The sequence below is a fragment of the Delftia sp. WY8 genome (assembly GCF_018437695.1).
GTDB lineage: Bacteria > Pseudomonadota > Gammaproteobacteria > Burkholderiales > Burkholderiaceae_C > Comamonas > Comamonas tsuruhatensis.
The window spans coordinates 6,444,310-6,458,066 of record NZ_CP049795.1 but is presented as its reverse complement, the minus strand read 5'-3'; the positions used below and the strand labels follow the sequence as shown (position 1 = coordinate 6,458,066).

The 13,757-nt window shown below is 67.0% G+C and carries 13 protein-coding genes; 8 read left to right on the top strand and 5 right to left on the bottom strand.

The window, feature by feature from the left end:
* Nucleotides 1-42: 42 nt before the first annotated feature.
* The 4 genes from G4D77_RS29525 to G4D77_RS29510 all read right to left on the bottom strand — a co-directional run bounded on the left by G4D77_RS29525 (nucleotide 43) and on the right by G4D77_RS29510 (nucleotide 4,619).
* Nucleotides 43-852 (bottom strand): DUF2189 domain-containing protein, encoded by an 810-nt coding sequence (locus G4D77_RS29525; protein ID WP_154834191.1) that lies wholly within the window; start codon nucleotides 850-852, stop codon nucleotides 43-45.
* Nucleotides 853-968: 116 nt separating this feature from the next.
* Nucleotides 969-2,720 (bottom strand): alkaline phosphatase D family protein, encoded by a 1,752-nt coding sequence (locus tag G4D77_RS29520; protein ID WP_154834190.1) that lies wholly within the window; start codon nucleotides 2,718-2,720, stop codon nucleotides 969-971.
* Between the two features lie 98 nt (nucleotides 2,721-2,818).
* Nucleotides 2,819-4,048 carry a PLP-dependent transferase gene (locus G4D77_RS29515; protein WP_154834189.1) on the bottom strand — a complete coding sequence of 410 codons (1,230 nt, stop codon included), beginning with the start codon at nucleotides 4,046-4,048 and terminating at the stop codon, nucleotides 2,819-2,821.
* Between the two features lie 100 nt (nucleotides 4,049-4,148).
* Complete coding sequence (locus tag G4D77_RS29510; protein WP_016447159.1) at nucleotides 4,149-4,619, bottom strand: BON domain-containing protein; 471 nt, start codon at nucleotides 4,617-4,619, stop codon at nucleotides 4,149-4,151.
* Nucleotides 4,620-4,769: 150 nt separating this feature from the next.
* Between G4D77_RS29510 and G4D77_RS29505 the strand changes: the two genes are divergently transcribed.
* The 4 genes from G4D77_RS29505 (at nucleotide 4,770) to G4D77_RS29490 (ending at nucleotide 9,025) form a co-directional block, all read left to right on the top strand.
* Nucleotides 4,770-6,515 carry a SulP family inorganic anion transporter gene (locus G4D77_RS29505; protein WP_016447160.1) on the top strand — a complete coding sequence of 582 codons (1,746 nt, stop codon included), beginning with the start codon at nucleotides 4,770-4,772 and terminating at the stop codon, nucleotides 6,513-6,515.
* Nucleotides 6,516-6,546: 31 nt separating this feature from the next.
* Entirely contained in the window at nucleotides 6,547-7,329 is a 783-nt protein-coding gene (locus tag G4D77_RS29500; protein WP_017403908.1) for a GGDEF domain-containing protein, read from the top strand.
* Entirely contained in the window at nucleotides 7,316-8,185 is an 870-nt protein-coding gene (locus tag G4D77_RS29495) for a MinD/ParA family protein (protein ID WP_016447162.1), read from the top strand. Before G4D77_RS29500 ends, G4D77_RS29495 begins: the two co-directional genes overlap by 14 nt.
* A gap of 66 nt (nucleotides 8,186-8,251) precedes the next feature.
* Nucleotides 8,252-9,025, top strand: a complete 774-nt coding sequence (locus tag G4D77_RS29490) for a sulfurtransferase (protein WP_047216997.1) — start codon at nucleotides 8,252-8,254, stop codon at nucleotides 9,023-9,025.
* A 99-nt stretch (nucleotides 9,026-9,124) separates the two neighbouring features.
* Here the strand turns inward: G4D77_RS29490 and G4D77_RS29485 are convergent, their stop codons facing one another.
* Nucleotides 9,125-9,904, bottom strand: coding sequence for an IclR family transcriptional regulator (locus G4D77_RS29485; RefSeq protein WP_016447164.1), 780 nt, complete (start codon nucleotides 9,902-9,904; stop codon nucleotides 9,125-9,127).
* 235 nt (nucleotides 9,905-10,139) lie between these two features.
* Here G4D77_RS29485 and G4D77_RS29480 point away from each other — a divergent pair, with 235 nt between their 5' ends.
* The 4 genes from G4D77_RS29480 to G4D77_RS29465 all read left to right on the top strand — a co-directional run bounded on the left by G4D77_RS29480 (nucleotide 10,140) and on the right by G4D77_RS29465 (nucleotide 13,756).
* Nucleotides 10,140-10,913, top strand: a complete 774-nt coding sequence (locus tag G4D77_RS29480; RefSeq protein ID WP_016451665.1) for an ABC transporter substrate-binding protein — start codon at nucleotides 10,140-10,142, stop codon at nucleotides 10,911-10,913.
* Between the two features lie 88 nt (nucleotides 10,914-11,001).
* The gene (gene ehuD, locus G4D77_RS29475; RefSeq protein WP_016451664.1) at nucleotides 11,002-11,667 is read left to right on the top strand and encodes an ectoine/hydroxyectoine ABC transporter permease subunit EhuD; all 666 of its coding nucleotides are present in this window, start codon (nucleotides 11,002-11,004) and stop codon (nucleotides 11,665-11,667) included.
* Complete coding sequence (locus G4D77_RS29470) at nucleotides 11,664-12,419, top strand: amino acid ABC transporter ATP-binding protein (RefSeq protein WP_016447167.1); 756 nt, start codon at nucleotides 11,664-11,666, stop codon at nucleotides 12,417-12,419. Before ehuD ends, G4D77_RS29470 begins: the two co-directional genes overlap by 4 nt.
* 2 nt (nucleotides 12,420-12,421) lie before the next feature.
* Nucleotides 12,422-13,756, top strand: coding sequence for an NAD(P)/FAD-dependent oxidoreductase (locus tag G4D77_RS29465; RefSeq protein ID WP_411529066.1), 1,335 nt, complete (start codon nucleotides 12,422-12,424; stop codon nucleotides 13,754-13,756).
* Nucleotide 13,757 lies beyond the last annotated feature (1 nt).

Sequence of the window (13,757 nt, the reverse complement as noted above, 5' to 3'; positions counted from 1 at the left end):
AAGCCCCACTGTAGCCGCAAGACGGGGCCCGGCCGTAAAACCTCAGGATAGGGGGGACGCAGGGTCGGCAGATTCACCCACGCTGCAGCGGTAAGCATGCCAACTGGCGCAGCCCAGCAAAGGCCCCACCAGCAGCAGGCCCACGCCGTGCCACCACAGCGCAGCAGCCACCAGCACGGTGATGATCGCGGCCCATTGCAGCATGACGGCCAGGTTGAGGCCGACCACGCGCATGCTGGTGATGCAGGCCGTCAGCGCATCGCTGCCCCGGTCCAGCATGGCCGGCAGCGCCACCACCATGCTGGCGAACACCAGGGCCGCGAAGGCGCCGCCGACCAGCATGTAGATCGCCAGGAACTCCCAATTCTCCGGCCGTGCCACGGCCTGCAGCATGCCGGCCGTGGTGGGCATGCCGGTATCGAAGAACACGGCAAACACCACCATGGAGGCGCGCGCCCAGAGCATCTCCAGCACCAGCAGAACCATGACCAGCATGCCCATGCTGCCCATCTGCGTGTCCCAGCAGGTCAGCGAGCTGCTCAGTTGGGTCGGCAAGCCCCGCTCCAGCCTGCGGCTGGTGTCGTACAGGCCCATGGCCAGGAAGGGGCCGATGAGCAGACAGCCGCTGGCCATGGCCATGCTGTATTCAGGGCTGGCACGGAACACCCAGCCGATGAGCAGGGCCATGGTCCAGAAGCACAGGCCATAGAACAGCGCAACGCCCGGCGCCCGCCGCAGATCGCGCCAGCCCAGCGCCAGCCAGCGCCAGGGATCGGCCATGCGCAGCGGTTGCACCTGCAGCGCGCCAGCCGGGTGGTCGGAAGCTTTCTCGGGAGCGGGGGATGCCTGCATGCCTGGACCTCCTGGATCAGCGAGCCCCAAGTTAGCGCAGCCATGGCCGCGCTGCCATGGCGGAAACTACCGAGGGCCCCCGCCCAGACCGCGCAGGCCCGCACCCCGGTCCGCCCTCAGGCCTGCACCAGCTTGCCCGGCTGGCCGGGCAGCACCTTCCAGGCCGCGTCCCGCACGGTCTGGTACTGGCGGCTGAACACCGTATCCACATAGATCCATTCGGCCTGGCAGGCCTGGGGGGTTGCCGTGACGATCATGTAGCCGCGGCGGGAGGTATCGCAGTACTTGAGCGTGTTGATGAACTGCAGCAGCGCGCCACGCAACTGGGCCGGATCCTGGCCGGGCAGGTAGTCCTCGAAGCCGGGCGAGCTGACGGACGAGGTGGCGAACTCCACGCCCACGCCCTGCCCGCTGCGGTCGCGCAGCTCGCTGGCCCAGGCGTTGTGGGTGTCACCGGCCAGCACGACCAGGTTCTTGCCCAGGCTGCGCGCCGTGGCCAGCACGGTCTCGCGAGCCACGGCGTAGCCGTCCCAGGCATCGAGGTTGTAGGGAATGCTGGGCTGGGCCAGGATGGCCTTTTCCGCCGCCGTCAGGCTGGCCGGGTTGGCCTGGGCCTTGGCCAGCAGCGCCGCGTAGGCCGGCAGCGAGACACCGCTGCCGGGGCTGAGGATGTCCATCAGCAAGGGCGCCGGCAGCTCCATGCGCCCCATCAGCACCTGCTGGCCCAGCACCTGCCAGGTGGCCTGCGAGGCCGCCATCTGCTGGCCAAGCCACTGGGTCTGCGTGGCGCCCATGAGCTGGCGTGCGGGATTGGACATGTCGGAGGAAAAGCGCGCCGCGTCCAGCCCCTGGGCCGTGAAATAGTCGGCGTAGTCCAGCTGTTCGTCGCGGCCGATGACGCGCGTGTCCAGCATGTGCAGCGCCAGCAGGTCGCCGAAGGCGAAGCTGCGGTAGATGATCTCGGGCTGTGCGTTGCGCGTGGGCATCCACTCGTGATAGGCCTTGAGCGCGGCCACCTTGCGCAGCTCGAAGTCGCCTTCGGCGGCCGGCTGATGGTTCTCGGCGCCGTGCATCCAGGTGTCATTGGAGACTTCGTGGTCGTCCCAGACTGCAATCATGGGCGCTGCCGCATGCAGGGCCTGCAGGTCGGCATCGCTCTTGTACTGGGCATGGCGCTGGCGGTAGTCGGCCAGGCTGACGATTTCGTTGGCCGGCAGGCTCTGGCGCTGCATGGCTTCGGCCTTGCCGTTGGCATAGCTGCCGCGCGCATATTCGTAGATGTAGTCGCCCAGATGCACGGTGGCGTCCAGGTCGCCCTGGCGTGCCGCATGCGCGTAGACATTGAAGTAGCCGGCCGGGTAGTTGGCGCAGGAAAACACGGCCAGCTTGACCTGCTGCACGGCGCCCACGGGCAGGGTTCGCGTGCGGCCCGTGGCGCTGGTCATGCCCTGGCAGCGAAAGCGGTAGTGGTAGCGCGTGGCGGGCCTGAGGCCCGTGGCATCGGCCTTGAAGGTGAAGTCCTGGGTGGCGCGCGCCATGGCCTTGCCCGAAGTCACGAGGGTCTTGAAGTCGGCGTCCGAGGCCACTTCCCACTCCACCTCGATGTCGCTGGAATGGCCCTGCGGCGGCGTCACGCGGGTCCAGAGGATGACGCGGTCACTCAACGGGTCGCCGCTGGCCACGCCGTGGCGGAACTCGACGGGAATGCGGCTGTCGCCATCCGACCCGCCGCAGCCAGCCAGTGGCAGCGCCAGGGCCGAGGCGCCCATGCCGCGCACGAAATGGCGGCGGCTGGCCACGAGGCCGGATTCGCGGGAGCCGGCTTTCGCCTGCTGCAGGATGTTGGTGATGCTCTCTTTGTGCTTCATGCTGGACCGGGGCCCGAAGGCCTCCGTGGGGTGGTATGTAGCCAGCGAGCATCGGCGGCGCAGGTGACAGGCAGATGTCACCTGCGCCTGGCGCTCAACTATGCAAACGCGGCGGCCAGGGCCTGCTCCAGGTCGGCACGCAGGTCCTGCACCGCTTCCAGGCCGATGGCAAAGCGCACCACGGTGCCGCTGTGCAGCTGGGGCGTGGGGCAGCTGCGCATGGACGACAGCTCATAGGGCACGACCAGGCTGATGGGACCGCCCCAGCTGTAGCCGATCTTGAACAGGCGCAGGCTGTCGCAGAAGCGGTCCACGGCCTGCTGGCCGTGGCGCGGATCGATGACCACGCTGAACAGGCCGGCGGCCACGCCCTCGCCGCCTGCGGCTGCGCCACACAGCGCCTTCCAGTTCTCGTGGCCCGGAGCGCCTTCCAGCGCCGGGTGCAGCACCTGGGCCACGGCCGGCTGCTGCTGCAGCCAGCGCGCCAGCTCGCGCGCGGCGCGGTCCTGGGCGTGGTAGCGCAGCGCGATGCTGGGCAGGGAGCGCAGCACGGCCTCGGTGTCGTTGCCGCCCACGCCCAGGCCCAGGCGCATGTGCGCCAGCTTGATGCGCATGTGCAGCGCCTGGTCGCGCGTGATGATGCTGCCCATGAGCACGTCGCCACCGCCGCTGGGGTACTTGGTCAGCGCATGCACGGTGGCATCCACGCCCAGGCTGTGCGTTCCATCGGCCAGCAGATCGAAGGGATTGAAGGCCAGGCCCGCGCCCCAGGTGTTGTCCAGCACGGTGGTGATGCCCCGCTCGCGGCACAGGCGCACCATGGCGATGAGGTCGGGGAACTCCATGGTCACCGAGCCCGGCGCCTCCAGCCAGACCAGCCGCGTCTTGGGCGTGATTTTGGCTTCGAGGTCGGCAACATCCATGGCGTCATAGCACTGGTGGCGCACGCCGAAATGGGCCAACTCTCCCTCGCTCAAGGTCTTGTTGGGACCGTAGGCGTTGTCGGGCAGCAGCATCTCGTCGCCGGTGCGCAGCAGGGCCAGGGAGGTGGTCGCAATCGCAGCCAGGCCGCTGGGTACCAGCAGGCACTGCAGGCCGCCTTCCAGCGCGCTCAGGCGCTCTTCCAGCAAGAAGGTGGTGGGCGTGCCGTGCAGGCCGTAGGTGTAGCTGCTCTTGTCCAGCCACTGGCGGCGGCGCATGGCCGCCACGTTCTCGAAGATCACCGTCGAGGCCTTGTGCACGGGCGGCTGCGGCGCAACAAAGCCCTCGGGCGGCTGGTAGGGATGGTGGATGAGATGGGTGCTGATCTGCAGGTCGGGTGTGCTCATGCAGCGCATCTTATGCGCTGGGCTGCAGCGTTCAGGCATAAAAAAACCAGGCGGGGAATCCGCCTGGTTTTCACAAGGGCAACGGAGCCGGTGGCTGCGATCAGCTGGCCTTGATCTCCAACATGTTGCTGACGTTGTTCACGCCCTTGACGGATTTGGCAATGTCGCCTGCGCGCATCTTGAGTGCTTCGCTGGGCACCGAGCCGGTCAGCGTCACGGCGCCTGCCTTGGTGTCCACGTCGATCTTGAGGGCGGAGATATCGGGCTCCTTGATCAGGTCGGCCTTGATCTGGGCCGTAATGCCGGCGTCGTCGAGTGCGGCGCCTGCCTGGCTCATGGCGTTGTTGGTGGCCGCTTCGGCCTTGGCAGCACCTTCCTCTATCTTGGTGCCGGCGCTGCTCATGGCGTTGTCGATCTTCTGGCCGGCGCTTTGCGCGGCCTGCTGGGACTGCTGAACCGCAGAGTCGAGCTTCTGGCCCGCAGTGTCTTCGGTCTTGCCGCAGGCGGCAAGGCCGAAGGCCAGGGCAGACACGGCGAGGATCTGGCAGCAGCGTTGGGTGATGAAAGTCATGCGGTTACTCCTTGAATAGTTGTGAGGCGGTCAATACAGGCCTCGACTTTATTGAGGGCCCTGGGACAAACCCATACGACGCCGACGCAAGCGCCTGTAGGACAAGCCCGAACATCCCGGCACCATCCAGTTAGCATGACAATAGCGGCCATGCATTCCCTGGCGCGCTGGTTTCCCTTCCTGGCATGGCCCAAACCTTCGGCAGCCGTGCTGCGCGGGGAGTTCTGGGCAGGTCTCACCGTTGGTCTGATGCTTCTGCCCCAGGGCGTGGCCTATGCCGCCCTTGCGGGCATGCCGCTGATCACGGGCATTTACGCATCCATCGTTCCGGCCCTGGTGGCCGTGCTGTTCAGCGGCTCGCCCCGTCTGGGCGTGGGACCCACGGCCCTGAGCGCGCTGCTGATCGGCGCCTCGCTCACGGGCCTGGCCGAGCCCGGCTCCGCGCACTGGGTGGCGCTGGCCGCATGGATGGCGATTCTGTCGGGCCTGGTGCAGTGGTCGCTGGGGCTGATGCGCGCCGGCTGGCTGCTCAACCTGGTGACCTCGCCCGTGCTCACCGGCTTCACGCAGGCTGCGGCGCTGCTGATCCTGGCCTCGCAGCTGCCCACGCTGCTGGGCCTGCGCTCGACCTGGGGTGCCGTCTGGAACACGCCGTCGCTGCAGCTTTTCGACTGGCAGTCCATCGTCTACGGCATGGCCAGCATTGCCTTGCTCGTGCTCGCCAAGCGCTGGCGTGCGGCCTTTCCCTCGGCCATCTTCATCATCGCGCTGACCGGCGTGATCAGTTGGGCCACGGACTTTGCCGACGACGGCGGCGCCGTGGTCGGCCATCTGCCCGCGGGCCTGCCCAGCTTCCAGCTGCCGGGGCTGCTGAGCTGGGACGAGTTCGGCGCCCTGGTGATGCCGGTGCTGGTGATCTCGCTGGTGAGCTTTCTGGAGACGGCCTCCAGCGCCCAGGTGGAGCACCAGCAGGCCGGCACGCGCTGGAACGAGAACCAGGACCTGGTCGCCCAGGGCCTGTCCAAGATCAGTGCGGGCCTGTTCGGCAGCTTTGCCACCAGCGCCTCGTTCTCGCGCTCGGCCGTGAACCTGCTGGCCGGCGCCAAGACGGGATGGTCCAACGTGTTCTCCATCCTGCTGGTGGTCATCGTGGTGATGTGGTTCATCCCGGCGCTGTACCACGTGCCCAAGGCGGCGCTGGCGGCCATCGTGATCACGGCCGTGGTCAACCTCGTCAAGCCGCGTGTGCTGCTGCAGCTGTTCAAGGTGTCGCGCGTGGAGGGCAGCATTGCCCTGGCCACGCTGCTGCTGACCATCGTCACGGCGCCGCGCATGTACTGGGGCGTGTTCGCGGGCATCGTGCTGAGCCTGGGCTACTTCCTCTACCAGCGCCTGCACCCGCGCATCATCGAGGTGGGCCAGCATCCTGATGGCAGCCTGCGCGACCGCAACCTCTGGCAGTTGCCTCCGCTGGCGCCAGGCCTGCTGGCCCTGCGCATGGATGCCGAGCTGGACTTCGGCTCGGCCTCGGCCCTGGAGCGACGCATCGGCGACGAATGGGCGCTGCGCCCCGAGACGCACCACCTGTGCCTGCTGGCCCAGCCCATCAACCGCATCGACGTGACGGGCGTGGAGACCTTCGTGCGCCTGCAGCTGCTGGTGGCCAAGCGCAGCGGCGTGCTGCACGTGGTGGGCCTGAAGTTGCCGGCCGAGCAGGTGCTGCTGCGCGCCGGCGCCCTGCACCGCGGGCCGCACCTGCGGCTGTACCGCACCGATGCGGAATTCCTCGCCGCGCTGGCCCTGCCGCCCTTCATATCTCGGCCGGGATCAACATCTGTTACCAGCGATGGTGCAAAAGTCGACGCCGGCGCGGCGACAATTGAGCCTACACACTGATACACTTCACCGGCTTTTGATTCAGCCCTCTGTGACTGCCCCCGCCTCCCACCAATCCGTATACCTGCGCGACCTGCGCCTGGCCACAGCCCACGCGCTGGTTACCCACGCTGGCGGGGCGGTCCATTTGCCCACGGATTCGCCGACGCGATACCTGCAGGCGCTGATCGACGAACTTTGTTCGCTGTCGCTGCGCGACCCGCTCACGGGGCTGGCCAATCGCCGCCATTTCCGCACCATTGCCGAGCGCGAGATCGACCGCGTGGCGCGCTCGGGCGAAGCGGCGCTGATGCTGATGCTGGACATCGACCATTTCAAGCAGATCAACGACCAGCACGGCCATATCGTCGGCGACCGGGTTCTGCAGTCGGTGGCCCGGACCCTGACCAGTTGCGTGCGCCCCATGGACACGCTGGCCCGCTACGGAGGCGAGGAGTTCGCCATCGTGCTGCCGGCCTGCCCTGCGACGTTCGGCCTGTCCGTGGCCGAGCGCATACGCAGCGCCATCGAGCGCATGCCGGTGGTCATCTCACCCACGTTGACACTGCAGATCACCATCAGCATCGGCGGCGCCTATGCGCTGCAGTGGATACGCAGCACCACGACCTTGTGGACCGAGCGTGCCGACAAACAGTTGTACCTGGCCAAGTCTGCCGGCCGCAACCGCGTGCACATTGAAGAACAACCAGACAGTACGGTAAGCGCGGAGGAAAAAAGCCTGCTTTTCGGACCTTTGTATGCCCCCTCCCCGTTTGACAATGGGCTGAATCCAGATATTGCAACCGATGTGGACCCCGAAGATGGACTCCGCTGATAGCCCGGTGGTAAGCGACAACGCCATTCCCCACCCCTCCCTGCCCGCTGCCGTTTCGATGAGCGATGCCGTGCGCGCCAAGCCGCGCGGACACATCATCGCCGTGACCAGCGGCAAGGGCGGCGTGGGCAAGACCTTCGTTTCGGCCAACCTGGCCGCAGCGCTGACACGCCATGGCCTCAAGGTCCTGGTGCTCGATGCCGACCTGGGCCTGGCCAACCTGGACGTGGTGCTCAACCTCTACCCCAAGGTCACGCTGCACGATGTGTTCACCGGCCGTTCCACGCTGGAGGAAGCCATCCTGCCCGCCCCCGGCGGCTACTCGGTGCTGCTGGCCGGCTCGGGGATGATCGAGTACTCGCGGCTCACGCCCGAGATCCGCCAGCAGTTCACGCACACCATCGAGACGCTGGCTCCTCGCTACGACATCGTGCTGCTGGACACGGGCGCGGGCATCTCCGACGTGGTGCTGTTCTCGGTGTCCATGGCCACCGAAGTGCTGGTCATCGCCACGCCCGAGCCCACCTCGCTGACCGACGCCTATGCAGCCATCAAGGTGCTTGCCATTCAGCAAAAGCGCCAGCAGATCCGCCTGGCCATCAACCAGGCCGCGCGTCCCGGCGATGGCCGCGCCATCACGGGTCAGCTCCAGCAGGTGCTCAACCGCTTTGTCAGCACGGCCTCCGGCGAGCCATTGCGGCTCACGCACCTGGGCGACATTCCCTCCGACCCGGCCGTGCGCGAGGCCGTGATGCGACGCCAGTTGCTGCTGCAATCCATGCCCGGTGCACCGGCTTCGCTGGCAGTGGCCCAGCTGGCCAATAAAATCAAGGCCCTGCTGGTGTCGGGCGGCTGATCGGGCCGCCCCTCGCCGGCGACCCGATCCAACCTGCGGCACTTGCCGCCCCCCGCCTGCCTGCCTGTGCCCGATATCCTCAATATTTCCTGCTACAAGTTCACGCCGCTGCCCGACGCAGCGGCGCTGCGCGACACCCTGGCCGAACGCGCCCAGGCCCTGGCTCTCAAGGGCACCATCCTGCTGGCCGAGGAAGGCATCAACTTCTTCCTGGCAGGCCCCGCCCAGGCGGTGCACAGCTTCGTCGATCAGTTGCGCAGCGATGAGCGCTTTGCCGACCTGGCCCCCAAGGAAAGCTGGTCCGACACCGTGCCTTTCCGCAAGATGCTGGTCAAGGTCAAGCGCGAGATCATCCGCATGGACCACCCCACCATCCGCCCGGCAGAGGGCCGCGCGCCATCGGTCAGCCCCGCCACGCTGCGCCGCTGGCTGCAGCAGGGCCACGATGACGAGGGCCGCGAGGTGGTGACGCTGGATACGCGCAACGACTTCGAGGTCGATGCCGGAGCCTTCAAGGGCACCATCGACTGGCGCATCACCAAGTTCACCGAATTCCCGCCCGCGCTGCGCGCCCACAAGGCCGAACTGGCCGGCAAGACCGTGGTCAGCTACTGCACGGGCGGCATACGCTGCGAGAAGGCCGCCATCCTCATGCAGGACGAAGGCCTGGACCATGTCTATCAGCTCGAGGGCGGCATCCTCAAGTACTTCGAGGAGACCGACGGCGCCTTCTATGACGGCGGCTGCTTCGTCTTCGACGAGCGCCGCGCCGTGGGTGCGGACCTGTCGGCCGCACCCCAGCTGGAGCATCCGCAGGCCCAGGAGACTCCGTCTGCATAGGCCGATCCCCCAGCCCTGACCTGAAGCCCGGGGCATGCACGCCACGCTTGCGGCGTGCACCACCAATGCGGCCGTACCGGCTGCAGCATCGGCTGCCGTTCAACCCAGGGCACGCACCGAGTTGCTGAGCGAGCGGGCGCAGGCCAGCAGCCCTGGGCCCAGGCGGGCCTGCGCCTCCTCCACCGTCCATCGGCTGGTCGGCGCGACGATGTGCACGGCGGCCACGGGGCGGCCATGGCTGCCGATGACGGGCGCGCCCAGCGTCATGTCGCCCAGAAAGAGTTCCTCCCGGTTGACGGCATAGCCGCGCTGACGCGCCTGGGCCAGCTCATCGAGGATGGCGGCCTCGTCCGTGATGGTGAAACGTGTGTGCGCGGTTCGCTCGCTCTGGCGCAGCAGGGCCAGGGCTTCTTCATCGGGCAGTGCGCTCAGCCAGGCACGCCCCGAGGCAGTGCAGTACATGGGGATGCGGCTTCCAATGGGCATGTGCACCGGCACAAACTGGGCGCTGATGAAGCGTGCCACGTAGACCATCTCCAGCCCGTCGGGCTCGGTCAGGCAGGTGGTCTCGGTCGTGATCTTGGTCAGTTCCGAAAGATACGGATTGGCCAGGTCGATCACCGGGTTGGCCGCCAGGTAGTTGTAGCCCACGCGCATGACGCGCGGCGCGAGCTGGTAGCGCCGGGTTTGCGGATGCTTGCGGACATAGCCCAACTGCTCCAGCGTGAACACCATGCGTTGCGCCGAGCTTTTGTTGATGCCCGCAGCGGCGGCCACATCGGCCAGCGTCATGCTCCGGTGCTGCGCGCTGAAGGCGCAGAGCACGGCCAGGCCCTTCTCCAGCGACTGGTTGAACAGGGGGTTGGTGTCGTCATCCATCGGTGACGAAGCGGGTTGAGACGGTGCTTGCATGGCGGCAAGTATAGGCATTCACATCAAAAGAATCGCATATCGATTTCTTTGAATTGCTTAGTGGTTTTCTCTTATTTCTTGAAGATTCATCCACATTGATCATTGGCATGGTTCCGAGAATTCTCCGCTGCAGGCGAGGGCTGCCCCCAAGGTGACCTGTCCCTGCTCTTTCCTTCCGTCGTTCACGCCAAGGAGTCAGGCAATGCCAGGTTTTGTCCACCGCGTCCTCCACCTCGCCTTGGGCCTGTGTGCCGCCGGCGCCGTCGCGCTGGCTGCGGCGCAAGGCGGCAGCGCCCCGGCCAGCTACAACGTGGGCGCCACGCCCACAGGCATTCCGTTCACCTTTCTGGACGTCAAGAGCAACAGCATCCAGGGCATGATGGTCGACACCATGCAGGCCGTGGCCAAGGCCGGAGGCTTCCAGGCCCATGTGCAGCAGACCAGCTTTGCGGCGCTGATCCCCTCGCTCACATCCAGCAAGATCGACATCATCTCGGCGGCCATGCTCAAGACCGCCGCACGCCAGCAGGTGGTCGATTTCAGCGATGCGGTCTACTCCTACGGCGAGGGCCTGATCGTCAAGGCCGACGATGCCAAGGCTTATGTGTCACTGGACGATCTCAAGGGCGAGGTCGTCGGTGCCCAGGTGGGCACGGTGTTCTACGACCTGCTGCAGAAAAAGGGCATCTTCAGGGAAGTGCGCAGCTACGACTCGGTAGCCGACATGACGCGCGACCTGGCGCTTGGCCGCATCAAGGCAGGGCTGGGTGACCAGCCCATCATTGCCTACCAGATACGCCAGCACAGCTTCCAGGGCGTGAAGCTGGCCGAAAGCTACAAGCCCTCCAACGTGGGGGATGTGTGCCTGGTGGTGCGCAAGGGTGACACCGAAACACTGGCCCGCCTGAACAAGGCCATCGCCACCATCAAGGCAGACGGCACCCTGGCCCAGATCGTCAAGAAGTGGGGCATCTGAGGACATCGGACGCCCGTCGGATCGCCTCGCGCATCACCCCGCTTTGCCGCGCAATGCACGGCAATGACACCTTCGAGGAAAGTACGCCATGCAAGCATTTGTGCAGCACGCGCGAGAGTTCCTGCCCATCCTGCTGCAAGGAGCGGTGGTCACGGTGCAGGTCACCGCGCTGTCGTTCCTGTTGTCCAGCGCGATCGGACTGGTGCTGGCGCTGGGCAAGCTCTCACCCGTGCGCGCCGTCTCGTGGGCCGCGTCGACCGTGGTCAATGTGATACGGGGCCTGCCCATCATCGTGCAGCTGTTCTACATCTACTTCGTGCTGCCCGAGGTCGGCATCCAGCTCACCGCCTTCCAGGCCGGGGTGATCGGCCTGGGCATTGCCTATTCGGCCTATCAGGCAGAAAACTTCCGCGCCGGCATCGAGGCTGTGGACCCAGGCCAGCGGGAAGCCGCATTGGCCATGGGCATGCGACCGGCCCTGCTCATGCGCCGCGTGGTGCTGCCGCAGGCATTCCGCATAGCGCTGCCGCCCTACGGCAACACCCTGGTGATGATGCTCAAGGACTCGTCCCTGGTCTCCACCATCACCGTGGCCGAGATGACGCGCCAGGGCCAGCTGATCGCAGCGTCCACCTTCCAGAACATGACGGTCTACACCCTGGTCGCCCTGCTCTACCTGGCCATGAGCCTGCCGCTGGTATGGGGGCTCAGGCGTCTGGAGAAGCGCTTTGGAGCGGGAAGGAAGTCGCCATGATCGAGATCGATCACCTGGAAAAGGCCTACGGCGAGCATCGCGTGCTGCGGGGCGTCAACCTGCGCGTGGCACGTGGAGAGGTGGTGTGTCTGATCGGCCCTTCGGGTTCAGGCAAGTCCACGGTGCTGCGCTGCATCAACGGCCTGGAGTCGTACCAGGGCGGCGAGGTGCGCGCCTTCGGTGAGCGCGTGGACACACGCGCGCCGTCCATCCACGCGCTGCGCAGCCGCATGGGCATGGTCTTCCAGCGCTTCAACCTCTTCCCGCACCGCACCGTGGTGCAGAACGTGATGGAAGGCCCCATCCATGTGAAGGGCCAGGCTCCCGGCCAGGCCCATGCCGAGGCATTGGAGCTGCTGCGCAAGGTAGGCCTGGCAGACAAGGCACAGGCCTGGCCCGCACAGCTGTCGGGCGGACAGCAGCAGCGGGTGGCCATTGCCCGCGCCCTGGCCATGAAACCCGAGGCCATGCTGTTCGACGAACCCACTTCGGCCCTGGACCCAGAACTGGTGGGCGACGTGCTGGGCGTGATGCGCCAGCTGGCCGAAGAAGGCATGACGATGATCGTGGTCACGCACGAGATGGCCTTTGCTCGCGAGGTGGCCGACCGCGTGTGCTTTCTGCATGGCGGCACCATCGTGGAGGAAGGCCCTTCGGCCCAGGTGCTGGGCGCACCGCGCCATGCACGCACGCAGGACTTCCTGCGGCGCGTGCTGCACCAGCACTGTGCGCCATCAGAAGGTGCGGCATGACGATGGCAGCCACCGCCTCCATCGCATCGTCTTCGTCGGTACGCCCCGTGCTGTCGCACCCGTCAGCGCCATCGCTGTGGGCAGCCACTGCACCCGCCGCACCGCCCACGCCACCGCTGGCGGCACCGCTGACCACCACCGACGTGCTGGTGATCGGCGCGGGATATACCGGCCTGTCGGCAGCACTGCATTTGGCCGAAAACGGCGCCAGCGTGTGCGTGCTTGACGCCCATGCTCCCGGCTGGGGTGCGTCGGGCCGCAACGGCGGCCAGGTGAACCCCACCCTCAAGTACGACCCCGACGAACTGCAGCGCATCCACGGCGCCGCTCGTGGCGAGCGGCTGATCGACGCCGTCTCCCGCTCGGCCGACCTTGTGTACGGGTTGATCGAACGGCACGGCATCGACTGCGCGCCCGTGCGTGCCGGCTGGCTGCAGGTCGGATACACCCAGCAGGCGGTGGACTGCATGCACGCACGCGCCCGGCAGTGGGAACGGCGCGGCGTGCGCGTGGAACTGCTGGACCGCGCTGCCACGGCAGCACGCACAGGCACGCCCGCCTTTGCCGGCGGCTGGCTGGATGGACGCGCCGGCGCCATACAGCCCCTGGCCTACGTGCGCGGACTGGTGCGCGCCGCACAGGCCCTGGGCGTGCAGGTTCACAGCGAATCGCCCGTGCTGGCACTGGAGCGCCAGGGCACGGACCACTGGGTCGCCACCACGGCCCAGGGTCACCGCATACAGGCCAGGCAGGTGCTGCTGGGCACCAACGGCTATACCGATGGCCTGTGGCCTGGTCTGGCGCGCACGGTGCTGGCAGCCAACAGCTTCATCGTGGCCACGCAGCCCCTGGGCAAGGCGGGCGCGCACATCCTGCCCGGGGGCGAGACAGGCTCGACCTCGCAGCGCCTGCTGCTGTACTTTCGCAAGGACGCACAAGGCCGTCTGCTCATGGGCGGGCGCGGCCATTTTGCGGACCCGCAGGGCGCAGGCGACTATGCCCACCTGGAACGCGCCGTGGCGCTGATGTTCCCCGGACTGGGCCCCCTCCAATACGAGTACCGCTGGGCAGGGCGCATCGCCGTCACACGCGACTTCATGCCCCACCTGCACCAGCCTGCCCCCGGCATCACCATGGCCCTGGGCTACAACGGCCGCGGCATTGCCATGGCCACCCTGCTGGGGCGGGAGGCGGCCGCGCTGATGGCCGGCGGAAATGCGCCGGCCTGCCCCTTTCCGGTAACGCCGGTTCAGCCGATACCGCTGCATGGGTTGCAACGGTTGTACATAGCGGCAGGGGTGGCTTGGTACAGCCTGCTGGATCGGCTGGGTGCGTGAG